This is a genomic window from Paenibacillus campi, assembly GCF_034659835.1.
GTDB lineage: Bacteria > Bacillota > Bacilli > Paenibacillales > Paenibacillaceae > Saccharibacillus > Saccharibacillus campi.
Window position 1 is genome coordinate 914,398 of sequence record NZ_JAXSQZ010000001.1, and the last position, 25,048, is coordinate 939,445.

The 25,048-nt window shown below is 45.7% G+C and carries 23 protein-coding genes; 21 read left to right on the top strand and 2 right to left on the bottom strand.

The genetic code is table 11. The annotated features are described in order from the left end of the window. Positions 1 to 87 precede the first annotated feature (87 nt). Positions 88 to 762: a sulfite oxidase-like oxidoreductase gene (locus U1I11_RS03635; RefSeq protein ID WP_322903879.1), complete on the top strand. Its 675-nt coding sequence runs from the start codon at positions 88 to 90 to the stop codon at positions 760 to 762. 432 nt (positions 763 to 1,194) lie between these two features. Here the strand turns inward: U1I11_RS03635 and U1I11_RS03640 are convergent, their stop codons facing one another. Both U1I11_RS03640 and U1I11_RS03645 read right to left on the bottom strand, forming a co-directional pair. Beyond that, complete coding sequence (locus U1I11_RS03640) at positions 1,195 to 1,797, bottom strand: hypothetical protein (RefSeq protein WP_322903880.1); 603 nt, start codon at positions 1,795 to 1,797, stop codon at positions 1,195 to 1,197. Between the two features lie 454 nt (positions 1,798 to 2,251). Next, on the bottom strand, positions 2,252 to 2,680 hold the full coding sequence (locus U1I11_RS03645; RefSeq protein ID WP_322903881.1) for an organic hydroperoxide resistance protein: 429 nt from the start codon (positions 2,678 to 2,680) through the stop codon (positions 2,252 to 2,254). Positions 2,681 to 3,089: 409 nt separating this feature from the next. Here U1I11_RS03645 and U1I11_RS03650 point away from each other — a divergent pair, with 409 nt between their 5' ends. From U1I11_RS03650 to U1I11_RS03745, 20 genes are all read left to right on the top strand, one after another. Then, a complete protein-coding gene (locus U1I11_RS03650) occupies positions 3,090 to 3,563 on the top strand; it encodes a MarR family winged helix-turn-helix transcriptional regulator (RefSeq protein WP_322903883.1) in 474 nt (157 codons plus the stop codon). Positions 3,564 to 3,924: 361 nt separating this feature from the next. After that, positions 3,925 to 5,082, top strand: a complete 1,158-nt coding sequence (sucC, locus tag U1I11_RS03655) for an ADP-forming succinate--CoA ligase subunit beta (RefSeq protein ID WP_322903884.1) — start codon at positions 3,925 to 3,927, stop codon at positions 5,080 to 5,082. A gap of 41 nt (positions 5,083 to 5,123) precedes the next feature. Further along, complete coding sequence (gene sucD, locus U1I11_RS03660) at positions 5,124 to 6,053, top strand: succinate--CoA ligase subunit alpha (RefSeq protein WP_322903886.1); 930 nt, start codon at positions 5,124 to 5,126, stop codon at positions 6,051 to 6,053. 408 nt (positions 6,054 to 6,461) lie between these two features. After that, positions 6,462 to 7,619: a DNA-processing protein DprA gene (gene dprA / locus U1I11_RS03665; protein ID WP_322903888.1), complete on the top strand. Its 1,158-nt coding sequence runs from the start codon at positions 6,462 to 6,464 to the stop codon at positions 7,617 to 7,619. A gap of 28 nt (positions 7,620 to 7,647) precedes the next feature. Then, on the top strand, positions 7,648 to 9,756 hold the full coding sequence (gene topA / locus U1I11_RS03670) for a type I DNA topoisomerase (RefSeq protein WP_322903889.1): 2,109 nt from the start codon (positions 7,648 to 7,650) through the stop codon (positions 9,754 to 9,756). 210 nt (positions 9,757 to 9,966) lie between these two features. Then, positions 9,967 to 11,316, top strand: a complete 1,350-nt coding sequence (gene trmFO / locus U1I11_RS03675; protein WP_322903891.1) for an FADH(2)-oxidizing methylenetetrahydrofolate--tRNA-(uracil(54)-C(5))-methyltransferase TrmFO — start codon at positions 9,967 to 9,969, stop codon at positions 11,314 to 11,316. 367 nt (positions 11,317 to 11,683) lie between these two features. Beyond that, positions 11,684 to 12,226, top strand: coding sequence for an ATP-dependent protease subunit HslV (gene hslV / locus U1I11_RS03680; protein WP_322903893.1), 543 nt, complete (start codon positions 11,684 to 11,686; stop codon positions 12,224 to 12,226). Positions 12,227 to 12,311: 85 nt separating this feature from the next. Beyond that, positions 12,312 to 13,733: an ATP-dependent protease ATPase subunit HslU gene (gene hslU, locus U1I11_RS03685; protein ID WP_322903894.1), complete on the top strand. Its 1,422-nt coding sequence runs from the start codon at positions 12,312 to 12,314 to the stop codon at positions 13,731 to 13,733. Positions 13,734 to 14,573: 840 nt separating this feature from the next. Next, positions 14,574 to 14,993 (top strand): flagellar basal body rod protein FlgB, encoded by a 420-nt coding sequence (flgB, locus tag U1I11_RS03690; protein ID WP_322903896.1) that lies wholly within the window; start codon positions 14,574 to 14,576, stop codon positions 14,991 to 14,993. A 3-nt stretch (positions 14,994 to 14,996) separates the two neighbouring features. After that, positions 14,997 to 15,452 carry a flagellar basal body rod protein FlgC gene (gene flgC / locus U1I11_RS03695; RefSeq protein ID WP_322903898.1) on the top strand — a complete coding sequence of 152 codons (456 nt, stop codon included), beginning with the start codon at positions 14,997 to 14,999 and terminating at the stop codon, positions 15,450 to 15,452. 30 nt (positions 15,453 to 15,482) lie between these two features. Then, positions 15,483 to 15,797, top strand: coding sequence for a flagellar hook-basal body complex protein FliE (fliE, locus tag U1I11_RS03700; protein ID WP_322903900.1), 315 nt, complete (start codon positions 15,483 to 15,485; stop codon positions 15,795 to 15,797). A 48-nt stretch (positions 15,798 to 15,845) separates the two neighbouring features. Beyond that, positions 15,846 to 17,477 carry a flagellar basal-body MS-ring/collar protein FliF gene (gene fliF / locus U1I11_RS03705; RefSeq protein WP_322903902.1) on the top strand — a complete coding sequence of 544 codons (1,632 nt, stop codon included), beginning with the start codon at positions 15,846 to 15,848 and terminating at the stop codon, positions 17,475 to 17,477. A gap of 13 nt (positions 17,478 to 17,490) precedes the next feature. Beyond that, complete coding sequence (gene fliG / locus U1I11_RS03710) at positions 17,491 to 18,501, top strand: flagellar motor switch protein FliG (protein ID WP_322903904.1); 1,011 nt, start codon at positions 17,491 to 17,493, stop codon at positions 18,499 to 18,501. Beyond that, the gene (locus U1I11_RS03715) at positions 18,494 to 19,345 is read left to right on the top strand and encodes a FliH/SctL family protein (protein WP_322903906.1); all 852 of its coding nucleotides are present in this window, start codon (positions 18,494 to 18,496) and stop codon (positions 19,343 to 19,345) included. The genes fliG and U1I11_RS03715 overlap by 8 nt, the downstream gene beginning before the upstream one ends. Next, complete coding sequence (gene fliI / locus U1I11_RS03720) at positions 19,332 to 20,651, top strand: flagellar protein export ATPase FliI (RefSeq protein WP_322904493.1); 1,320 nt, start codon at positions 19,332 to 19,334, stop codon at positions 20,649 to 20,651. The genes U1I11_RS03715 and fliI overlap by 14 nt, the downstream gene beginning before the upstream one ends. A 6-nt stretch (positions 20,652 to 20,657) precedes the next feature. After that, positions 20,658 to 21,101, top strand: coding sequence for a flagellar export protein FliJ (gene fliJ / locus U1I11_RS03725; protein ID WP_322903908.1), 444 nt, complete (start codon positions 20,658 to 20,660; stop codon positions 21,099 to 21,101). A gap of 99 nt (positions 21,102 to 21,200) precedes the next feature. Then, positions 21,201 to 22,136, top strand: coding sequence for a MotE family protein (locus U1I11_RS03730; RefSeq protein WP_322903910.1), 936 nt, complete (start codon positions 21,201 to 21,203; stop codon positions 22,134 to 22,136). A 98-nt stretch (positions 22,137 to 22,234) separates the two neighbouring features. Next, positions 22,235 to 23,650, top strand: a complete 1,416-nt coding sequence (locus U1I11_RS03735; protein ID WP_322903911.1) for a flagellar hook-length control protein FliK — start codon at positions 22,235 to 22,237, stop codon at positions 23,648 to 23,650. A 21-nt stretch (positions 23,651 to 23,671) separates the two neighbouring features. Then, on the top strand, positions 23,672 to 24,577 hold the full coding sequence (locus tag U1I11_RS03740; protein WP_322903912.1) for a flagellar hook assembly protein FlgD: 906 nt from the start codon (positions 23,672 to 23,674) through the stop codon (positions 24,575 to 24,577). Beyond that, entirely contained in the window at positions 24,574 to 24,954 is a 381-nt protein-coding gene (locus tag U1I11_RS03745) for a TIGR02530 family flagellar biosynthesis protein (protein ID WP_322903914.1), read from the top strand. The genes U1I11_RS03740 and U1I11_RS03745 overlap by 4 nt, the downstream gene beginning before the upstream one ends. Positions 24,955 to 25,048: the final 94 nt, after the last annotated feature.

Here is a 25,048-nt window from a genome sequence, read left to right on the forward strand (position 1 = left end):
TAAGGATGACTTGTAGTATTGGTCGTTTTGAAATGCTGGAATCAAGTGCTTCGATCAATAGCAGTAAACGAATGAGGAGGAATGGTAATGTCCGACAAAGCGGATCGTTTGAAAAAAGCACCTGCACCGAAACCAATCGAACTGGGCAGTGAATTACAGCATCGTTTACCACCTGGGCAAACATTGACCGACAGCTTTCCGATTTTACATTATGGTGATGTGCCGGAGTATGATCTGGCGTCTTGGAATTTGCGCATATTTGGTGAAGTGGAGCAGGAGCGTCTGTTTACGATGAAGCAACTGCAATCATTGCCGGTGACACGAACAGTGAGCGATATTCACTGTGTAACCCGTTGGTCCAAATTTGATACCGTTTGGGAAGGGGTTCGTTTTGCTGATTTGCTGCATGAGCTTAAGGTCAAGCCGGAAGCGCGTTATGTGATGCTGCACGCTGACCCTGATTATGAAACTAATTTGCCACTGCAATCATTGCTGCGAGATGATGTGCTGCTCGCCTGGAATTATGATGGCAAACCGCTTACCGCCAAACATGGCTCGCCGCTGCGGATGGTCGTGCCACAGCTGTATTTTTGGAAAAGTGCCAAATGGTTGCGTGGGATTGAGTTTATGAAAGACGATCGACGCGGATTTTGGGAAGATCACGGGTTTCATAATGTGGCTGATCCGTTTGTGGAGCAGCGGTTTTCATCGGATGAATATGAGATGCCGGAGGATGAGTGGAAATATTGCGAAGCGGATTGAAAACGTAGTCCATTTTCCGTAGAGTCCATCTTCACCGTTATTGTTCCGATGAGCAGAGCAAAGTACACGTTATTTGCGCTTACGATAAACAAGCCGACAATGATGAATTAGTGTGCAAACCAAGTTGAATTTTAATTTTGATTATGTACCGAAATTTTTATAGATAAGCACTTGAACTAGCTTAAGAAATGAAATCATACTTGGTCAAGCTATTGGTCGTATACTACGATCAAAATATGCCCGCAGTTCGATAACTATCTCCAGTGAAGCACGAGTTTATCGTATGCGGGCATATAGGTTTGAATGGATGAAGCTAGCTTCTGCTCCATCTAATGGGGGTGTATATGATCCAGTTGTATCGCATCATGATCATATCGAATGTTGCTGCACGATCCGGTAATGCCAAATGATAAACTTATCGCTGTACGCCGCTTACAGGCTGTTTACAGCTTTGGCGATTTTGGCATCCAGTACGCCTTTTTCGGTGTTGCCTTTGTTCAGGTCAGGATCGAACCAGTAGATGACAAGCACATTGCCTTTTGTATATTCCGTTTTGCGGAATGGGACACCGTTCACCTGTTTTTCCAAGTCTTTCAGACCGGTTTGCAGGTCGGATTCGGATTTGAATACATAGATCGATACCGGCTCCGCTTGTTTGGCATTACTATTCGTTACATAACGATCTGGTTTTACATTGTTTAGCGTCCAGCCTTCTTCCGGTTTGGAAATGAGCTTGATGCCTTGTTTTTCAATTGCGGCAGCAACTTGTTTAGTCGTCAGATCACTGTTTGCCGTTGCCGAGCTGCTACCTTGATCCGTTGATGTTGTACTTTCGGTGCTGCCGGTCGTGTCCGTTGTCGATTCGGCGCTCTCGGTTGCAGCGTTATCTGGTGTAGTCATGCTTGTACTTTCGCTACTTTGTTCACTCGTTGTCGGTGTGCCGGAATTGGTAGTGTTGCTGCTGTTGTTAGAGCAGCCTGTTGCTGCAACTACAGTTAGCGCAAGCAGCAATGTTGTGATTTTTAATTTTGTCATGATTGACCTCCTGTGAATACCGTATGAATTTACTGAAAAAAGCTGCAAGCCTTGATGTGGCTTACAACATCATAACATACATAAACGGCAGAGCAAATTTTGACACAATGCTTACATTATTGAAACCGACACAACACAATCTGGATACTTGAATGAACGTGAACGAAGCTCCAAGAAAGCGCACAAAAAATACACCTGCTACAATAGAGACGGATAAACAACATCGTTTATGCCGGTACGTATTGCTACAGGTGCATTACAATAGGTGTTATGGATGTGAATTTAGAGTTGTTTATGTTTGTCAGGAGACTGCACTAGCCATTTGATCTGTTCGATTAGCGACAAACGTATAGATTGCGATACAAATACATGTATACATGTTTATCAGTTTTTGTCGTTCATTAGCCTTCGTCGATCAACGTGCCGTCCCGAATGGCTACAATATTTTAAAAGATTACAATACGTTCAGCTCAACCGCGATATTGCCGCGTGTTGCACGCGAATACGGACATACATCGTGAGCTGCTTGCACAAGCTGCTCTGCCGTTTCACGTTCTACACCTTTAACGAGCACATCCAGCTTCACAGCAAGCGCGAAGCCGCCATCTTCTGCTTTACCAAAACTTACAGTGCCGATCACTTCGGTGCCTTCATGTTTTACTTTTTGCATACGTGCGACCAGATTGAGCGCACTATCAAAACAAGCGGAATAGCCTGCCGCAAACAGTTGCTCCGGATTCGTGCCGGCACCGCCTGCGCCGCCCATTTCTTTTGGCGTAGATATATCAAGACGCAGTTCAGGGCTGGATGACTCGATATAACCGTTACGACCGCCTACCGCTTTGACAGATGTTTCGTACATTTTTTGTTGGATAGTTAACATTATATAAACCACCTTTTTATAATTTGATTTTACAAAATTTAATTTATCACAATTAATTAAAAAAGTAAAATGGTGACTATTATATTAATGTCAAACAATTGATTTTATGATACAATATGCTCTAAGCATCATGTATTCTCATCCGTTCATATATTAGAAAACGGAACCTCTCGTAATTGCTTTAGATAACTTGGAGCTGGAGAGAGCTAGAGACCACGTATGTCTTCTGCCCGAACGTGTTGATCGATCCAATCGGGTAAGGAGGACATGCTTTCCGATCTGCATGATGTTCCTATAGACACCACCTTTTTGAATTATCGTTTTACAAGCGACATGCACGTTAATATGCGCATGATTTTGAATACATTTTATTATCACAAATTTATCTTAAAAGCAGGTGATCACATTTATGGATACTTCCCAGGAATATCCTCATCCGCAATTAAAGCTGGAAAATCAGCTTTGTTTTGCGATTTATGCATCCTCGCGTGAAATGACCAAAATGTACCAGCCGCTGCTGGAGCATCTTGGGCTCACATATTCGCAATATCTTGTTATGCTTGTACTGTGGGAGCAACGTGAATGTACAGTAAAAGAACTGGGTAACGCCCTTTATCTTGATTCAGGTACATTGACGCCGCTGCTTAAACGTCTGGAAGCAGCCGGATTGATTATTCGTAAGCGCTCTACTGAAGATGAGCGTAAAGTTCACATTACGCTGACTGAAGCAGGCTGGAATTTGCAGGAGAAAGCCGTGTCCATTCCGGATGATTTGCGTCGCAGAACATGTATGGATGTGGACAAGCTGGATGAATTGTTGCATGAATTCCGTCATTTGCTGAAGACGGTGCACGAAGTGAATGCAAGCGGTAGCGGTAAGTAAACCGCTGCGAACATTATACGATGTTCGCTTTATATTAAACCCTGCGCAGGGTCGGTAAGTTATAGTCCTCTTTGGCGTTTAACGCGAAAGAGGATTTATTTTTTTACTTTGTTAACGTATACATGGTATATTAGCTATAGGCCTGCTGCCCTGTAGGCGCACCTGGTCAAAAGGAGCATACAGCAGAGTGATTTGTCCAATATGTGGAAATCTCCCGGCTGTTTAATTTTGGCTGTGGCGTGGATTAAAATGGTAAAATTTTTAAGGAAAGCGTTTTAAAAACGTGGTACAATAGCAAAGGTTGTTGATTTGCCGGGCAATATTGCCGGAATGCATTCATGCCGATAGGAGGATTTACCAGATGAATATCCATGAATATCAGGGAAAACAAGTGCTTAAACAGTATGGTGTGGCAGTACCCGAAGGTAAGGTTGCTTTTACGGTGGAAGAAGCTGTAGCAGCGGCTGAATCGCTCGGAAGCCCGGTTTGTGTCGTTAAGGCACAGATTCATGCCGGCGGCCGTGGTAAAGCAGGCGGCGTCAAAATAGCAAAGAGCATTGAGGATGTGCGTACGTATGCACAGGAACTGCTCGGCAAGGTGCTCGTAACGCATCAGACCGGCCCTGAAGGCAAGGAAATCAAACGTCTGCTCATCGAACAGGGCTGTGATATTCAAAAAGAATATTACATAGGCGTAGTTATCGACCGTGCCACTGGCCGCGTCGTTATAATGGCTTCCGAAGAAGGCGGTACCGAGATCGAGGAAGTGGCGGAGAAAACGCCGGAAAAAATCTTCCGCGAAGCTGTTGATCCAGCGATCGGTTTGCAGCCATTCCAAGCACGTAAGCTGGCTTATGCCATCAATATTCCAACTAAGCTGGTGAACAAAGCAGCTCAGTTTATGATGTCTTTGTACGCTGCATTTGTAGACAAAGATTGCTCGATTGCCGAGATCAACCCGCTCGTCGTAACCGGCGATGGTCAAGTTATGGCATTGGACGCGAAGCTGAACTTTGATTCCAACGCATTGTATCGTCATCCGGAAATTTTGGAGCTGCGTGATTTGGAGGAAGAAAACGAAAAAGAAATCGAAGCTTCCAAATTTGACCTTAGCTATATCGCACTCGATGGCAACATCGGTTGTATGGTTAACGGTGCAGGTCTGGCGATGGCAACGATGGATATTATTAAATATTACGGCGGCGAACCCGCGAACTTCCTTGATGTAGGGGGCGGTGCGACGACCGAGAAAGTAACCGAAGCGTTCAAAATCATCCTGTCCGATGAGAACGTAAAAGGTATCTTTATTAACATTTTCGGCGGCATCATGCGTTGTGATGTGATCGCTAACGGTGTAGTGGAAGCGGCGAAACAAGTAGGTCTTAGCCGTCCATTAGTCGTACGTTTGGAAGGTACAAACGTCGATCTCGGCAAACAAATTTTGGCTGAATCCGGCTTGAATATCGTCGCTGCCGACTCTATGGCTGACGGTGCACAAAAGATCGTTGCACTCGTATAACATCCGAACCCAATTTAAGTGATAGGAGCTGTGACTGGACAATGAGTATTCTGGTAGATAAGCATACAAAAGTTATCACTCAGGGCATTACCGGTGCTACGGGATTGTTCCACACCAAGGGCGCGCTCGATTACGGTACCCAAATGGTAGGTGGCGTAACACCAGGCAAAGGCGGCACAACCGTTGATATTACATTGGAAAACGGCGAAAATGTGAGCCTGCCAGTATTTAATACCGTTATCGAAGCGAAGGAGAAAACCGGTGCAACCGCAAGCGTAATCTACGTTCCGCCTGCATTTGCAGCCGACTCGATTCTGGAAGCTATCGATGCGGAGCTTGATCTTGTTATCTGTATTACAGAAGGTATTCCAGTACTGGATATGGTAAAAGTATCCCGTTACTTGGAAGGTAAAAAGACCGTCCTGATCGGACCAAACTGTCCAGGTGTTATTACACCAGGCGAGTGTAAAATCGGTATTATGCCGGGCTATATCCACAAACCGGGTTATGTTGGCGTTGTATCCCGTAGTGGTACATTGACCTATGAAGCGGTTCACCAACTGTCTACTCGTGGTATCGGTCAATCGTCTGCAGTCGGTATCGGTGGAGACCCGGTTAAAGGCTCCGAATTTATCGATATTCTGAAACTGTTCAACGAAGACCCGAACACACGCGCTGTCATTATGATCGGTGAAATTGGCGGTACGGCAGAGGAAGAAGCGGCTGAATGGATTCAAGCGAATATGACGAAGCCGGTTGTTGGCTTTATCGGCGGTGCAACAGCGCCTCCAGGCAAACGTATGGGTCACGCGGGCGCGATCATTTCCGGCGGTAAAGGTACAGCAGCTGAGAAAATCGCCAAGCTGGAATCTTGCGGTATTAAAGTCGCTCCAACACCTTCCGAAATGGGCTCTACGCTCGTTGAAGTGTTGGAAGAACGCGGTCTGCTAAGCGAATGCACCACGCACTAAGTGTGCAGTAGCGGCATGAACATATTCATTTGATTATTGATGGAGCCGTTTTGCGCTGATACAGTATATCATCCGATACGTATTTCGATGAAAATGAGATACGTGTCACACTGTGAATGTACCGGAACGGCTGCATAAATATACAGAAAGTCTGTCTCGAAATGGGATGGACTTTCTGTGATGTGTTCATCTATAATGAATGAAGCAACTATACGAAATTTATAATCATTTATACAAGGTAAGCAACCTTTGAAGCCATAGGGCAGAGAAGGTTGCTTTTTTGCATTTTAAGCTATATGCCATCTGTTGATAGATCGTTTCGATCGAGTAAACGCTTGCAATCTAAATGAACTTACGATTAAATGGAGTAGGTGATTTCATCCGACTCCGATTTGGGGGAGATGGACTATGCTGGATGAACGTGATGTGTTGATCGGTTTGCATGAAACAGCAGGTATTGGCTGGAAAAGGATATATGGTATACTACAACAGCATGTGGACCTGCGCGAACTGCCGGCATGGAGTGCCGGACGCTGGCGTAGCTTAGGCATGCCCGAAAAAGTGGCGCAATGGTTGCCATCTGAATTAAGCGAAAGCGCTATTACTAATAAGTTAGCCCGATACACCGAGCAAGGCATCGATATCGTGACGATGATGGACGATACGTACCCTCTATTAATGAAGCAAATCGCTCAACCGCCGTGGGTATTGTATATGCGTGGGCGGAGCGAATTGCTTCATTCCTTCTGTATTGGCATGGTCGGAACACGCGTGCCGACAGCGTACGGGCGACGTGTTGCTGAGCTGTTGGCGGGAGGATTAAGTGAACGTGGGATAACGATCGTAAGCGGGTTGGCGCGCGGAGTCGATAGCGTGTGCCATGAGGCGACATTGCAAGCAAATGGCAGCACGATTGCTGTACTTGGAACCGGGGTCGATGTAATTTATCCGTTGGAAAATCGGTTGCTATATGAACGTATTTGTCAGCATGGATTGATCATATCGGAATATCCGCTCGGTACACGAGCTTCGCCAGGCACTTTTCCACAGCGCAATCGCATTATCGCCGGTTTGGCGCATGGCTCAATCGTCGTTGAAGCGGATGAGCGCAGCGGTTCGCTCATTACGGCTGACTATGCGATGGAGAGCAATCGTGATGTGTTTGCCGTTCCAGGTCCGATCACTTCACCGAAAAGCAAAGGCACATTGGCACTGCTCAAACAAGGTGCCATTATGGTTACCGATGTACACGATGTCATCAATGAATATGATTCAATCGCACACGATTTGTGTGATAAAACATACGTGAAACAGGAAGATAATGGAATAGTTAACAACGTGAATTATACGCCTGAACCGAAGCTTACAAATATTTCTCATTTGACAGAACAGGAAAAGACGATATACCTTATATTGGAGCAGGGTGACGCAACGATCGACGAAATTCAAACGAAATCACAGTTTGATTTTGGACTTTTGCATACGGTTCTGTTATCTTTAATCATAAAAAAACAGATCAGTCAGCGCTCTGGTGCCATATATAGCTTAATATCATGCAAATTATAGATAGCATAACGGAAAGGGGGACAAACCTGTGGCAGATTCACTCGTCATTGTGGAATCACCAGCAAAAGCGAAAACGATTGGCAAATATTTGGGCAGCAAGTTTATCGTTAAAGCATCTATGGGTCATGTCCGTGATTTACCAAAAAGCCAAATTGGAGTGGATGTCGAAAATGACTTCGATCCCAAATATATTACGATTCGTGGCAAAGGTTCCATTCTGAAAGAATTAAAAGATGCACGAAAAAAAGTGAAAAAAGTTTATCTCGCAGCTGACCCGGATCGTGAAGGCGAAGCGATTGCCTGGCATTTGGCGCATGCGCTAGATGTGAATGAAGGCGAAGCATGCCGTGTCGTATTTAACGAAATTACGAAGCAAGCGGTAAAAGATGCCTTTAAAACGCCGCGTCAAATTAATATGGATTTGGTCAATGCCCAGCAGGCGCGCCGTATATTAGATCGGCTCGTCGGCTACAAGATCAGCCCCCTATTATGGAAGAAAGTTAAAAAGGGTTTGTCTGCCGGTCGTGTACAATCGGTTGCCGTCAAAATTATTATCGATCGTGAAAATGAAATTTCAGAGTTTACGCCTGAAGAATACTGGAGCATTACCGCCAGATTGACGATCAACGATACGACGTTTGAAGCGAAGTTTCATCAATTGAACGGTGAGAAAAAAGAGCTGCACAGCGAGCAAGATGTGAATGAAGTATTGGCAGCGATCGCTGATGCTACGTTTGAAGTGAACGAAATTAAAGAGCGCGAACGACTGCGCCATCCAGCCGCTCCATTTACGACGTCTTCGCTGCAACAGGAAGCCGCGCGTAAACTGAACTTTCGCGCAGCGAAAACGATGTCTGTCGCCCAGCAATTATATGAAGGGATCGATTTGGGCAAAGAGGGCACGGTCGGTCTGATCACCTATATGCGTACAGACTCTACCCGAATTGCCGCCTCAGCACAGGAAGAAATTCGGGAATATATTACAGGCAAATACGGCAATGATTATATTCCGGAAGAACCGCGTCAATATACGAAAAAAAATGCCAACGCACAGGATGCGCATGAAGCGATTCGTCCAACCTCTGCGAGCCGTGAGCCGGAATCGGTAAAAGAATATATGAGCCGCGATCAGTTCCGTCTCTATAAGTTAGTGTGGGAGCGTTTTGCCGCCAGTCAGATGGCTTCTGCCGTACTGGATACGATGTCCGTTGATATCGCCGCCGGGCCTGCAACATTCCGCGCTGTCGGTTCGAAAGTTCGGTTCCAAGGTTTTATGAAAGTGTATGTAGAAGGCAATGATGATGGTAAGGAAGAAAGCGAAAAGTTTCTACCACCGCTTGCCAAAGGCGATAAACCGACGCCGGAAAATATTGAGCCAAAGCAGCATTTTACACAGCCGCCACCACGTTATACGGAGGCAAGATTAGTAAAAACGCTGGAAGAACTCGGGATCGGTCGTCCGAGTACGTATGCGCCAACACTCGAAACGATCCAAAAGCGCGGCTACGTAGCGATCGAGGAGAAAAAGTTTATGCCGACCGAGCTGGGTGAGCTTGTTATTCAGCAAATGGAGGAATTTTTCCCTGAGATTCTGAATGTGGAATTTACCGCTAATATGGAGCAAGACCTTGACCATGTAGAAGAAGGTCAAGAAGACTGGGTACAGGTGCTGAATGATTTTTATGAATCATTCGAAAAGCGGCTTGAATTCGCTGAAGAAGAAATGAAAGAAATCGAGATCGAGGACGAAGTGTCCGATGAGATTTGCGATAAATGCGGACGTCATATGGTGTACAAGCTGGGACGTTTCGGCAAGTTTCTCGCTTGCTCCGGTTTTCCAGATTGCCGCACGACAAAGCCGATTATCAAAGATATCGGTGTCAAATGCCCAACTTGTCATGAAGGTGATGTCGTTGAGCGCCGCAGCAAAAAAGGCCGTGTATTTTACGGTTGTAATCGTTATCCTGAATGTGATTTTGTATCATGGGATCGCCCATCGCCTAAACCTTGCCCGGTATGCACATCGATGATGGTCGAAAAGCGGAATAAGCAAGGTGTCAAGCTACAATGCACAAGCTGTGACCATACGGAAATGGTAGAGGAAAATGACAATGAAGATGCGGTGGAAATGGATTAAACTGCTATACCGCATACGTATACGGTGCAGTCATCTGCCGCAGCGGAATGATCGTCCGCTGTCTCATTAGAATTTCCATATCATTTCACGTATACTATAAATACGACAAAGGCAGCACAACGACTGACTTGTATTCAGCATATGAACTGGATACAAGTCGTGCTATTTTTCACTCATTATCTACGGGAAGACATTCAGGGGGTTTTTATCGTGTCAGAGATTCAAAAGGTAACCGTTATCGGAGCTGGACTTGCAGGCAGTGAAGCTGCATGGCAGATCGCCAGTCAGGGCGTACCTGTACAGTTATATGAAATGCGCCCGGTTGTGAAAACACCGGCACACCATACGAACCAGTTTGCCGAGCTTGTATGCAGTAACTCGCTGCGTTCCAACACACTCGCGAATGCGGTTGGCGTGATGAAGGAAGAAATGCGGATGCTGAATTCGCTCGTGCTGGGAGCGGCAGATCGCCATGCTGTACCGGCTGGTGGGGCGCTTGCGGTTGACCGTGATGGTTTTTCCGGTGAAATCACATCGACATTGCACAATCATCCATTAGTGACGGTATTAAATGAAGAAGTGCAGGAGCTGCCGAAAGATGGCATCGTGGTGATCGCTACCGGCCCGCTCACTTCGCCGGCATTATCCAAACAAATTCAAGAACTGCTCGGGGAACAGTATTTTTATTTCTATGATGCGGCGGCACCGATCATTGAGAAAGATTCGATCGATATGAGCAAAGTGTATCTCGCTTCCCGTTATGATAAAGGGGAGGCAGCCTATTTGAACTGCCCGATGAATGAGGAGCAGTTCAATGCGTTTTATGAAGCATTGGTTGGAGCAGAGACCGCTCAATTGAAGGAATTTGAAAAGGAAATTTATTTCGAAGGCTGTATGCCGATCGAGATTATGATGAAGCGTGGCAAGCAGACTGCATTGTTCGGTCCGATGAAGCCGGTTGGACTCGTGAATCCGCATACTGGGGAATTGCCGTTTGCAGTCGTGCAGTTGCGTCAAGATAATGCCGCAGGCACGCTGTACAATATGGTTGGTTTCCAGACTCATTTGAAATGGGGCGAGCAACGTCGTGTATTTTCAATGATTCCTGGTTTGGAAAATGCCGAATTTGTGCGCTTTGGCGTAATGCACCGTAATACGTTTATTAATTCGCCACGCCTGCTGGAACCTACGTATCAGTTGAAAAACAATCCAAATGTCTTTTTTGCGGGTCAGATGACAGGGGTAGAAGGTTATGTAGAATCTGCTGCTTCCGGTTTGATTGCCGGCTTGAATGCTGCTCGGCTCGCTAAAGGGGAACAATTGCTAGTATTGCCACAAGCGAGCACGCTTGGTAGTATGGCGCATTATATTACCGAAGCTGATCCAGAGCATTTCCAGCCGATGAATGCAAACTTCGGTCTATTGCCTAAACCGGCAAAGAAAATCCGCAACAAAAAGGAAAAAAACGAAATGTTGGCGCAGCAGGCGCTGGACAGTATTCGTACTTTTTTTGAACTGCCGGAAGCAGAGCCGGTTGCGACTGCCGAATCCGCCGATTAAGGTCAAGTAATGATAAGGCGTTTACGAAGCGGCTCGTATATGGTCTGTATTATGCATATGACGTAAACCGCAGCTTTATAAACGTCCGATATGTGATCGTAGTGGTATAGGTCGCTTGTGTATGTCATCTCTGTTGACTAATATGGGCTTCCATTGTTTGCATGGGCAACTGAATATAGATATATGGCGATCAAAACAAGCGGATGATCCTATTGCCGTGTCGTTAGGCAAACAACCGATTTTACTTCAGTTTAACTGTTGGTTTACACAGCTTAGTATGAAGTTGCTAATTTACATGCACTTAATCATGGAACCAATTGCCTTGTCATCCGTAATGCTGAGAGACGACGAACAGGAGGGAAATTAGATGGAGCTTTCATTTCACGCAACAACAATCTGTGCCGTACGTCATCATGGTAAAGCAGCGATTGCCGGTGATGGACAAGTAACCTTTGGACAAAACGTCATTATGAAGCAACATGCCAAAAAAATCCGTCGTCTGTATCGTGGTCAGGTACTGGCTGGATTTGCCGGTTCGGTTGCTGATGCGATTACGTTGTTTGAGAAGTTCGAAGCCAAATTGGAAGAACATCATGGCAATTTGCAACGTGCTGCTGTTGAACTTGCCAAAGAATGGCGCTCGGATCGTGTGCTACGCAAGCTGGAAGCATTGCTAATCGTAATGGACAAAACCGGTATGCTGCTTATTTCCGGTGGCGGAGAAATTATTGAGCCTGATGATGATGTGATTGCGATCGGTTCAGGTGGTAATTTTGCTCTGTCGGCTGCACGTGCGCTCAAACGCCACGGTAAAGACTTAGAAGCGCGTGATATCGTGCAATCTTCGTTGCAAATTGCAGCGGAAATTTGTGTGTACACGAACGATAACATTATTGTAGAAGAACTATGAGCCTGGCCGGTGCGGTCCGTACTCCACTTGCAGGGGCGGGACTGTACCGGTTTTTGTTTCTGAATTTAGGATGGAGGGACACAGCATGAATAAAGATGCCCAGGCGTTAACGCCAAGACAGATTGTAGCAGAATTAGACAAATATATTGTCGGTCAAAAACAAGCTAAAAAATCGGTAGCCGTGGCACTTCGTAATCGTTACCGCCGCAGCCTGCTTCAGGAGGATATTCAGGACGAGATCATTCCTAAAAATATGTTAATGATCGGACCGACCGGTGTCGGTAAAACGGAAATTGCCCGTCGCTTGGCAAAGCTAGTGCATGCGCCGTTTGTAAAAGTGGAAGCAACCAAGTTTACAGAAGTCGGTTATGTCGGCCGTGATGTAGAATCGATGGTACGCGATCTGGTGGAAACGTCCATTCGTGTCGTGAAAGCTGAACGTACGGAAAAGGTAAAAGATAAAGCGGAAGAAGCCGCCAACGAACAAATCGTTAACATTTTGGTGCCATCTTCGTTTAAAGCCAAAAATCAGCGTAATCCGTTCGAAATGCTGTTTGGCGGCGGTGGAGGAAATACGCATTCCACGGAGGAACCGAGTTCCGATCCTCATGAACAACAATCGATCCATGAAAAGCGTAGACAGATTCGGTTTGATTTGTTGTCCGGCAAGCTTGAAGATGAAATTATCGAAGTTGAAGTAGAAGACACAACGCCGAATATGATGGATATGTTTATGGGTCAAGGAAATGATCAGATGGGCATGAACATGCAGGAGATGTTAGGGAATCTGCTGCCTAAACGGATGAAAAAGCGTAAACTTCCGATTAAGGAAGCACGTAAAGTATTGACCCAACAAGAAGCGAACAAATTGCTTGATATGGATGATGTGAATCAAGAGTCGGTGCGCCGTGCAGAGCAAAGCGGTATTATTTTTATCGATGAGATTGATAAAGTGGCAGGCACAGGGCGCAGCAGCTCAGGCCCGGACGTATCCCGTGAAGGGGTACAGCGCGATATTTTGCCGATCGTAGAAGGTTCCACCGTTATGACCAAATATGGTCCAGTCAAAACGGATTATATTTTGTTTATCGCGGCAGGCGCATTCCATACGTCCAAACCGTCCGATCTAATTCCAGAGTTGCAAGGGCGCTTCCCGATTCGGGTCGAATTGGAAAGTTTGACGATGGAAGACTTTATTAACATTTTGAAAGAACCGCAAAATGCGCTCACTCATCAATATGCCTATTTGTTGCGTGCGGAAAATATCGAGCTGCAATTTTCCGATGAAGCGATTCGCGAAATTGCCAGCATTGCGGCAACGGTCAATCAAAATACGGAAAATATCGGGGCACGTCGTTTGCATACGATTATGGAGAAGTTGCTGGAAGACATTTCGTTTGAAGCGCCAGAACTTACGCTTGATACGTTTGTGATCACACCGCAATATGTACAGGAAAAGCTGAAAGACATTGCCCAAGATCGCGATTTGAGCCAATATATTTTATAAGCAATGCTCATCGCTTGTTTAGTGGAGTAGGAATAGATTAAAAACGATAGGTTTTATTTTAGGAAAAAGGTGGGGGGCTGGATTGGGCAGTTCCCCGCCTTTTTCCTATGTTTTCAAATGTGTGAAAACGGTATGATAAGTATAATAGTTCAGTAAGCAATACCAATTATGAAGCGACGATTTAAAAGTGCGCGTATCTTACTTTTTGAAATGATATAAATTGATATAGATTTTTTAGCGAACTTAAGTTATGATAATGGCGTTTGCGTAAATATGCAAGTTATCGACAACATACAGTACAGATTTAAGCACTGTTAAAAAAAGTCGATAATTTGGAATAAATTAGTATATTTTTGACAAATTCATTTGAACTTCATATTGTTTAAGTAATCCGAACTAGGATTTGGGACGTAAAATAGTATATTTAGATCGAAAAGAAAGCTATTTTTCAATAATCTGTAACAAAATGACTATTTTATTTCCTTGTTTATTTCCAGTTTTTCCAGACGCTGAATTGCTTGAAAATGTAAAAATAAAGTACTTTTTCTAATTAATTGATAACAATATTTGTTTTAAATGTCATATTATTTATACTATTTGGAAAAAAATATTCAAAATAAGACAAAAACTGATTTTACTTGCTAAAAGATAGTCCTTTCTTCTTATTGTCTTAAGACCAATTCTCTAGGAAACTTATGGTATCACTTTTTTAGGAAAAACGACGCAGAACGAGTAAAAACAACATAATTCCGCAATATTTGTCGAATGATTAGATGAAATGAAAAAAATGCAAGTTACATTTGTTAGTTTAAATATATTTTAGTGAAAGGAGTGGCGTAAGTGAATTTGCTTAATGATGTGGGTTTTCGTCGATTAGAAGGTGCGCTAAGTGCAGCTAATCTTAGACAACAAGTCATTACAAACAATATCGCCAATGCAGACACACCTTATTTTAAACGTTCTCAAGTTTCATTTGAAAACATGCTTCAGTCCCAACTTGATGATGGCACTAGTTCATTCCGTGGCATTACTACTAACCCGCGTCATTTCCAAATTGGAAGTTCGCCAGACAGTGTTCCACAGCCTACCGTTGTTACAGATGAGGGAACGGTAATGAACAACAACCTTAATAATGTAGATATCGATGTGGAAATGTCGAATTTGGCTGAAAATCAGCTTCGCTACAATACGTACATCGAACAAGTTAATCATCAGATCAAAATGATGCGTACCGCGATTCAAGGCACAGGAGGAGCGTAACAGATGAGAATCAGTAACAGTTTTGATATTAGTGCTTCTGCACTGACTGCACAGCGTCTGCGTATGGATGTCGTTTCCTCCAATATCGCCAATGCCGAAACGACTAGAGCAAGCGTGCAAAATGGCGAAGCGGTGCCATACCGCCGCAAAGAGGTTGTGCTTGCGCCTAACAAGTCTTCATTTGCTGATTCCCTTGATAATGCAATGAACGGATCAAATAGCTCAGGTATAAATGGCGTCAAAGCTGTCGGCATCGAGGAAGATAAAGAACCGTTCAAGTTGGTGTACAATCCAACACACCCGGATGCTGACAAAAACGGCTATGTAAAAATGCCAAACGTCGATACTTTAAAAGAAATGGTGGACATGATATCGGCTTCGCGTTCATATGAAGCTAACGTAACTGCACTGAATGCCACAAAAGCAATGCTAATGAAAGCAATGCAGATTGGTAAGTAATGAATCAAAAATTGGAAGGAGGGGTAATTAATGATAGAAAACACAATGTTTAATATTGGCGCTGGCACTTCACCACTTCAAATGAAAAATGCGGTTTCTCCGACTCAAACGACCCCGGGAGAAGCGATGAATCAGTTCGGTTCTTATTTGGCTGATGCATTGGAGCAAGTTAATGCACAAGAGCAAAACGTACACAAGTTAAATGATCAGTTCCTGATCGGTAAAGCAGACGTAGACCAGGTGATGGTTGCAGGCGAAAAGTCGATGTTAAGTCTGCAATTGACTGCCCAGATTCGAAATAAAGCCATTGAAGCGTATCAAGAAATTATGCGGACACAAATGTAAATGGACTGAGATGAGGTTTCATAGCAAAGTTTCGAGTGGGGTGGCATTGTGAATGAAAGAATTGTCCAGTACAGAGACAAACTCGTGCAATACTGGAAAAACTTTAACAAAAATCAGAAAATTCTACTGATCTCAACGCTTGCATTTATTATTATTGCAATTGTTGTGCTAACGATGCAGTTTACCAAAACCCAATATGAGGTTGCATTTCAAAATCTGGATGCGACCGATTCTGCGGCGGTCATGCAATACTTGGATGGGCAAAAGATTCCTTACCAGCTCAGTCAGGATGGCACGACCATTTCGGTGCCTTCCGAAAGTGCAGCTAAAGTGAAAGTAGCGGTAGGTTCTCAAGGACTGATTCAGAACGGTACGATCGGTTTCAGCGAATTCAATACGAGTTCATCTGCGATCGGGATGACGGATAATGAATTTAATATCAAATACAGAAATGCACTCAACGGGGAAGTTTCCCAATTGCTTCGCAATATGAACGGTGTTCAAAATGCGAAGGTGCTCATTAACTTGCCACAAGAAAGCTTGTTTGCAACCGATGAGAATAAGGATACAGCAAGCGCATCCGTTGTTATGCAGTTCAAACCAGGCTTCCGCGCTTCGCAGGAAGCAATTGACGGTTATTTTAATCTCGTGCATACGGCAGTACCTCGCCTTCCGATCGATAACATCACGATTACGGACGGAACAGACGGAAGCGAGCTGGTCGCTACAGTAAAAGGCGGCGGTTCAGGCAATCTGATCGGCGCGGTGCAAGACAATATGGCATTGCAGAAAAAGTATGAAGCTGATGTTGAAAATAACGTAAGACAATTTTTGGCTCGCTTGCTTGGTCCGGATAAAGTAAATGTACTCGTAACGTCCACACTCAATTTTGATCAGCGCACAACGAAGGAAGATCGCGTTGAACCGGTTGATACAGACAATATGCAAGGGATTGCAATTAGCGCCCAGAAAATTCAGGAATCGTACACAGGCACTTCTACTCCTGATAGCGGTACAGCAGGTACAGGTTCCACCGATACACCGACTTATCCTGGAGGCTCCTCCAGTGGAAATACATCATCCGAGAAATCGCAGAGCACGATCAATTATGAAGTGAACCGAATTCATAATGAAATTGCCGCAAGTCCGTATCATGTACAAGATTTGAGCATTAACGTTCTGATCGATCCGAATCCGACTCTTGTTGCAGCAAGCGCTCAAGACCCAAAAGATAATACTGTTAAAACGCAACAAGATGAACTGAATGCTAATATCAAAACGATGCTTGAAAACATCGTTAGAACATCATTGGCAGAAAACGGAATCACTTATACTGATGCGACAGCGATTGCAAGTAAAGTTAGCGTAATGTCTCCACAACCATTTGCAACTAACGATTACAGCGGTGACGGCTTCCTTGCCTCCAACTGGCAGTGGATGGCTGGCGTAGCAGCGGCACTAGTAATCGGGATTATTGCGCTCGTCGTTTATCGTCGTCGCAAACAGCAAGCTGAAGAAATGGGCGAAGATATGATGCTTCCGCCAGTTACAGAATTGCCTTCCATTAGTTTGGAAAACTTGACCAATGACAGTCAAGTACGTAAACAGCTCGAATCGCTGGCGAAAAAGAAACCGGACGAATTTGTAAACTTGCTGCGTACATGGCTTGCTGACGAATAAGAGGTGAATACGTTTGGCAAAGGGAGCTATACTGAACGGACGACAAAAAGCGGCCATCCTGCTCATCTCACTTGGCCCTGAAGTATCCGCACAAATTTTCAAACATTTGCGCGATGAAGAAATCGAGCAGCTTACTTTGGAAATTGCCAATGTGCGTAAAGTGGATAGCTCTGAAAAAGACTCTGTCGTATCCGAATTTCATCAAATATGCCTGGCGCAGGAATATATCTCCCAGGGCGGTATCAATTATGCCAAAGAAATTTTGGAAAAAGCGCTTGGCGAATCGAAAGCAATGGAAGTTATTAATCGCCTGACTGCTACACTTCAGGTACGACCGTTTGATTTCGCACGCAAGGCTGATCCAAGTCAGATTTTAAACTTTATTCAAAATGAAAATCCGCAAACGATCGCGCTCGTGCTGTCCTATTTGCAGTTCGAGCAGGCGGCGGTTATTCTATCGTCTTTGCCGCAGGAAAAACAGGCAGAGGTTGCGCGCAGAGTAGCGGTTATGGACAGCACGTCACCGGAAATTATCGCACAGGTGGAACGTGTGTTGGAGCAAAAGCTTTCCTCTACCGTCACACAGGATTACACAAATGCTGGCGGTATCGAGTCGATCGTACAAATTTTGAACGGCGTCGATCGCGGAACCGAGCGTACGATTTTGGACTCGTTGGAAATTCAGGACCCGGAATTGGCGGAAGAAATCAAAAAGCGGATGTTCGTATTCGAGGACATCGTCAATATCGACAATCGTTCAATTCAACGTATCATTCGCGATGTGGAAAATGCCGATTTGCAGCTCGCGCTCAAAGTGGCAAGCGAAGATGTGCGTGAAGCTGTATTTTCCAATATGTCCAAACGGATGGCGGATACGTTCAAAGAAGAAATGGAATTTATGGGGCCTGTACGGCTTAAAGATGTCGAGGAAGCTCAAAGCCGTATCGTAGGTATTATCCGTAGACTCGAAGAATCTGGAGAGATCATCATAGCGCGTGGCGGAGGAGATGATATCATTGTCTAATTTGATAAAATCATCCCAATATATTCCAGTTGAAATTTTGAAAAAACTCGATCTGAGCAAAGATTATTTTAAAGCGAACGATCTTGCAGGAACGTCCCAGCATATCCCGCACATTGTATATGATCAGCCTAGAGTAGATGAGCAAACGGTTTTGATGAAAGAGCAGATGCTGGCTGATGCACGCGAATTTGCCGAACGGCAAGTGCGCGAAGCGGCTGAAGAAGCGGAACGTATGCTGCAACAGGCGCAGGATACGATCGCGAGCTGGTGGCAAGAGCGGCGTGAGCAAGATGAGCATCTGATCGAAGCGGTAAAAGCGGAAGCTTTTCAGCAAGGTTTTGAAGAAGGCAGACAACGCGTAGAATTGGAATTGCAGGAACATATCGGGCAGACGATGGAAGAAGCGCAGATGGTATTAACGCAAGCGTATGAAGCGAAAGAGCAGATTATTCAGGAAGCGGAGCCGTTTCTCGTTGAATTGAGCTGCGGAATTGCTGAAAAGGTAATCGACAAAGAGCTTGGTGAACAGCCGGAGCTGGTCGTGTCGCTAATCAAAAAGACGCTGCTACGCAAACGGGAGCAAGGTGTCATTACACTTTGTGTTAGCCCTTCACAATTTGATTTTGTTCATGCGGCGCGTGAAGAATTGGTGCTGTCGATCGATTCACAGGCAGAGCTGCAAATTTTGCCGGATGCAACGGTTCGCGATCGTGGCTGTGTGCTTCGGTCTGCATTTGGTAGTGTAGATGCACGGGTCGATACGCAGTTGGTCGAACTGAAAAAGGAACTGCTGCGTTTAGCACTTCATGATGAGGAGCGGGGGAATGGCAATGCAGGAACTTAATGCAAGCCGTTATCTGGACTATCTGAAGCAGCTTGATCCGGTACGCATCAATGGTAAAGTGACCCAGGTCATCGGCTTGATGGTAGAGTCGGAAGGGCCGGACGCAAGCATCGGTGATGTTTGTTACATTTATCCAACTAAAGGATTCGATCCGCTGCGTGCAGAAGTGGTCGGATTCCGTGACAATAAAGTATTGTTAATGCCGCTTGGCGAGCTGCAATCGATCGGACCTGGTTGTGATGTGGTCGGAACGGGCAAACCGCTGACGGTACAAGTCGGATCGGAGCTGTTAGGCAAGGTGTTGGACGGATTGGGACAGCCGCTGGATGGCTCGGTGCTACCAGCGCGCATGACTCATTACTCCACCTTCAATTCACCACCGAATCCGATGACAAGACCTAGAGTACAGGACCCGATGAGCGTAGGCGTAAGAGCGATCGACGGGCTACTCACGATCGGTAAAGGACAACGTGTCGGCATCTTCGCCGGTTCCGGTGTTGGTAAAAGTACGCTGATGGGCATGATTGCCCGTAACACCGAAGCCGATGTGAACGTAATCGCCTTGATTGGAGAGCGTGGACGCGAAGTGCGTGACTTTATCGAACGCGATCTTGGTCCGGAAGGCTTGCAGCGATCCGTAGTCATTGTTGCGACATCAGATCAGCCGGCGCTGATTCGGATCAAAGGGGCGTTGATTGCCACTACGATTGCTGAATATTTTCGTGATCGCGGTATGAATGTAATGTTTATGATGGACTCGGTTACCCGTTACGCGATGGCACAACGTGAAGTCGGATTGGCGATCGGTGAACCACCAGCGATGAGAGGGTATACGCCATCCGTATTTGCCGGATTGCCGAAGTTGCTTGAACGTGCAGGAACCGGACCGTCAGGCTCAATTACTGCATTTTATACAGTGCTCGTCGATGGGGACGATATGAATGAACCGATCGCTGATGCCGTACGTGGGATACTGGATGGTCATATTGTGCTCAATCGTTCGATCGCTAACAAAGGGCAATTTCCTGCCATCGATGTACTGGCAAGTATTAGCCGGGTGATGAAGGATATTGTGGAAGATGAGCAAAACGATGCTGCCAACAATATGAAACGTCTAATGTCCGTTTATAAAGAGTCGGAGGATTTAATCAATATCGGAGCTTATCAACAAGGATCAAGCCCGGACATTGATGAAGCGATTGCACGAATTAGGGATGTGTGGAATTTTACCAAACAAAAAGTAGATGAAAAAACGACGCTGCATGATGCACAGGAGCAGATGATTGTCCAATTTGCGAGGAGCTGATAATTTATGAATTTCCAGTATAACTTCCAAAAAGTCGTCGATATTAAATCAGGTGCTAAAAACCAAGCCGAATGGCTATTATCTTCTGCACTTGGTGAGCTGCAAGCGGAAGAACAGTCGCTCGATCAATTGCTGGAAGATCAGAACCGCACACTGGAAGCGATCAATCAGGCGATTGAGCAATCCGCTCCTATAATGGAGCTGCAAAATATGCAGCGTTATGTCGTCTATCTCGATCAGGCAATCGCCAAAAAAATCGCTGCTGTACGTAAAGCCCAATTAAATGTAGATCATAAAAAGCTTCATTTAACTGAGAAAATGGTCGATGAAAAGGTATGGCTGCAAGCAAAGGATAAGGCAAAAGCCAAATTCATGCATGAGTACATGCTTCGTGAGCAAAACGCACTGGATGAGATGGCAACCGTTCGGTTTGCAATGCAATCGAGATAAATTCCCGGACTGTATCGTTCCCTGTTTGGCAGTAAGCAGCTAGAATTGCTAAAAGGAAGCGACGATACAGTCAAGCATGAGGGCTCAAGGAGGTTTACCGTGGCGAAGAAAACAATGGAGATGGACATGGAAAAAGAAGGCGGAGGTCTGGGAAGATTTCTAGTCATCGCCACGCCCATTCTGTTTACACTAGTGTTAATCGGCGCAATTATTATGCTGTTTAATGTGAATTTGCGCAATACGATGTTCAACACACTCGATAAAATTCCTGTAGTGAAAAATTTGGTGCCATCTGCCGATAATAGTAGTAGTGCAGACCCAGCGACCAATCAAGCGGAAAGTACAGCCGCGACAGTGGATCAGCTAAAGCAGCAACTAAGTGATGCACAAAAGACAAGTACAGATCAAGCGAAACAGATTCAAGAACTGAAAAGTGAGCTGAACAGCAAATCTGGCACAACAGGGAATGGGACGTCAGGCACGACTGACACGACAACGACAGGCAACACAAGCGCAGGAAGCACTTCCAGCTCTACGACGCAGACGGCACAGGACAAGCAACTGAAAAATCTGGCGAGTGTATATTCCAACATGACCGCTGCCAAAGCCGCAGCGATTATGCAAAATATGACAACAGATGAACAGGTGCTCATATTCAGCAAGATGAACGCGGAAAGTCAAGCTGGCATTTTGCAGAAGATGGACCCTAAGGCAGCTGCGGTAACGTCGTTGGCGCTCAAAAACGCTACACCTGCTAGCCTTGCTGCTATGCAAGCAGCCGCAGCCAATGAAAAACCTGTGCAGCAAAAAACCGTTACAAAGCTAGATACGGCGGCGATGGCGCAAACTTTTACGACAATGCCGGCAACAAGTGCAGCATCATTATTGCTGCAAACCGCCAAAGTCAGTCAGACGAAAGCGATTCAAGTGTTGAACAATCTTGATGACGCAACAAGAGCAGGCATTTTGTCGGCAATGTCCACACAGGACCCTGCTGCAACCGCCCAAATTGTTAACCGCTTGCTGGGCAATTAACTTAACGGGGTGATCGGAATATTTTCCTACTCTTATGCCAAATGCAATACTTGGGAATTCCTTCTTATACATTTTTCGCTTCAGGGAGGTGATAATAGATGAGTATGACACTTCAAAATTTTGCGGCTAATTCCAGTTCGACTCCAGTAGCGAAAATGAAAGGTGGAGCGACAACGACAGGCAACAGCGCAACAGGTACAGGGTTTACGCAGACGCTTACGTATGCGATGAATGCAGGCGGGACTAACGCAGCAGGCGCTAGTGCAGGGGCAGCAGAAGGGCAAGCGCTCTCCGGTTTGATGGGCAGTGCGGCATCGTTGCTCGAAATGTTGCAGGCGTTAATGTCGGGGGAGCAAGGCGTCAGCGGTGAAGGTCAAGGTGACGCCAAAGTACAAAAGGTGGGCAAATTGCTGGATGATCTGCTCAAAAAATTGCAGGATATGGACGCTTCTATTATGAACGATCCGACGCTCGTACAGGCGCTGCAATCATGGCTTGTACAAGTACAACAAGTACTTGGCGGCGGTAATCAGGCAACAGAAGCTAACGGTACTGCCGACGGCGCTACAGCTTCTTTACCGGCGCTTGCACAGCATGCAGATACGCTTCGTTTTGCAGTAGCGGATGCGGTATCCCAAATCGTTGAAAAGATGCAAGCCGTACAAAGTGGCAATCAGCCAGCAGACCCGAAGCTGGAACAACTGCTCAACAATTTGCAAAGCATTTTGCACAAAGCAGGTGGTGAAGGCGGATCAACTTCTTCCGGTAATAATCCGAATGGTCAGCAAAGCAATAACCCGGCTGAAATTATTGTGAACAATGACTCCAAGTCAGGTGAAGCGGGAACGGCTGCTACAGCATCTACAGCGCAGGCTTCAGTCGATATGGCAGCAACAACCGCTGCGGACGACCAACCGCCATCCGGCGTAGTAACGGCAGGACAGCTGGCAATGCGCGCTCAAGCTTCGATGACATCTACACCAATGCAGGCACCAGCAGCAACGATTCCGATGCAAAGCTTCCCAAGTGAGATGAGCAAATTTATCGTCAACAAGTTTGACATTCATCAGCTCGGCGGTTTGTCCGAAGCACGTATTATATTGAATCCGGAGCATCTCGGTCAGGTGGATGTGAAAATTTCGATTCAAGATGGACAGCTACTCGCTCAGTTCATTACTGAAAAGCACGGTGCCAAAGATGCATTAGAACAACAAATGGCACAGCTTCGTACCGCACTTCAAGCGCAAGGCTTGCAAGTAGACAAGCTTGAGGTTGCGCAAAGCTCGGGAGCTTTCTCCGATATGTATCATGGAGGACAAGGCTTTGAATCCGGCGCAGGTCAGCAGCAATCCGGTCGTCGCTCCAAGTCCAAAGATGAGCAATCCGATGATGCGATGCTAACAGCTGAGATTGGTGGCGAGCTGAAAGAATGGCGTGATGACCAACGTGCCACCGGTACGCCTGGCGTCGCTAATATGATGAACTATGGCAGTACGTATGTAGCTAAAGCTTAATAAGGATGGAGGTGAAATCAATTGCCAGACGCAATTTCAACATCTAATGTATGGCCGAACTATTCGACAGGTAATGTGCAAAAAGCGGCAGCGACCAAACAAAAAGAGATGGGTAAAGATCAATTTCTGGCTATTTTGGTGGCACAGCTTAAAAATCAGGACCCTACATCCCCGATGGATAATGCACAATTTGTCGCTCAGATGGCGCAGTTCTCCTCTGTCGAGCAGTTGATTAGTATTAATGAAAAAATGGATAAGGTGCAAGGCTCAATGGACACATCGCTGGGCAGCGCTTCCGAATTGATCGGCAAAAAAATCACATGGCTCAATGAAACAACCGATTCCAAAACCGGAGCGACCAACTCAACGTACGAATCCGGCACCGCTGAATCGATCGTTTTAAAAGATAAAGTGCTATATGCGCAAGTGGGCGAAAATGCGATTCCGATCTCCTTGATTACGAAAGTAGAACGAGGTACGACAAGTGCAGCTACGAATGCGGCAAGCGAAACGCCTGCAACGAGCAGTACAACAACGCCAGCAGCAACGAGCACTACAACGACACCAGCGGCATCAACGACAAGCGGTACGAGCACGTCAGCCAGCGATACTTCAACATCGGCGAAGTCGACTGAAACGCCAGCTTCAACGAGCACAGGCACAGCGTCAACATCCAGTTCAGCAACGAGCACGTCTGCTGCTTCCGGTACTACGGATAAAGCTACAACTACAACTTCGGATACGACTTCTACAGGCACAACGACTGGAAATAGCACATCCGGCAATATGGCAAACGAAAGCACAACCGCACCGGCTGCAACCGCTACAGCGAGCAAAACTACAACAGAGCCAGCGAAAAGCGCAGATAGCTCCACATCGACTTCTAGTACGAGTACAGCTTCCACTTCTGGGGAGAACGCGTCATGAATGGGCCGATTCAAGTAGGTCAGCTTTATCCTTCCAAGCTGAATTCGAGCTTGATCGGACGGCCTAACACTCCGGCGGCAGCAACACAAGGCAATGAATTCAAAGCTATTTTTGACCAAAATCTATTGAAGTTTAGCAATCATGCTTCCAAGCGGTTAGAGCAAAGAGGCATCCAGTTTAGCAGTGAGCAGATTGCCAGCCTCAATCAGGCGATTGATAAAGCAGCAGCTAAAGGAGCGAAGGATTCGCTCATCTTAATGCAAAATCAAGTCGCGTTGATCGTTAACGTACCAAACCGAACCGTCGTGACCGCCATGGATGGCAAATCGATGAAGGACAATGTATTTACACAAATAGACAGCGCCGTCATTCTTTGATTGCTGGCTGGACCTTAAACGGGAAGCCAGTGGACTGCTGACCGACTGAAGCAGTCCAAGTTACAATTTTGCATCCATTAGGAGGAAGAAATTT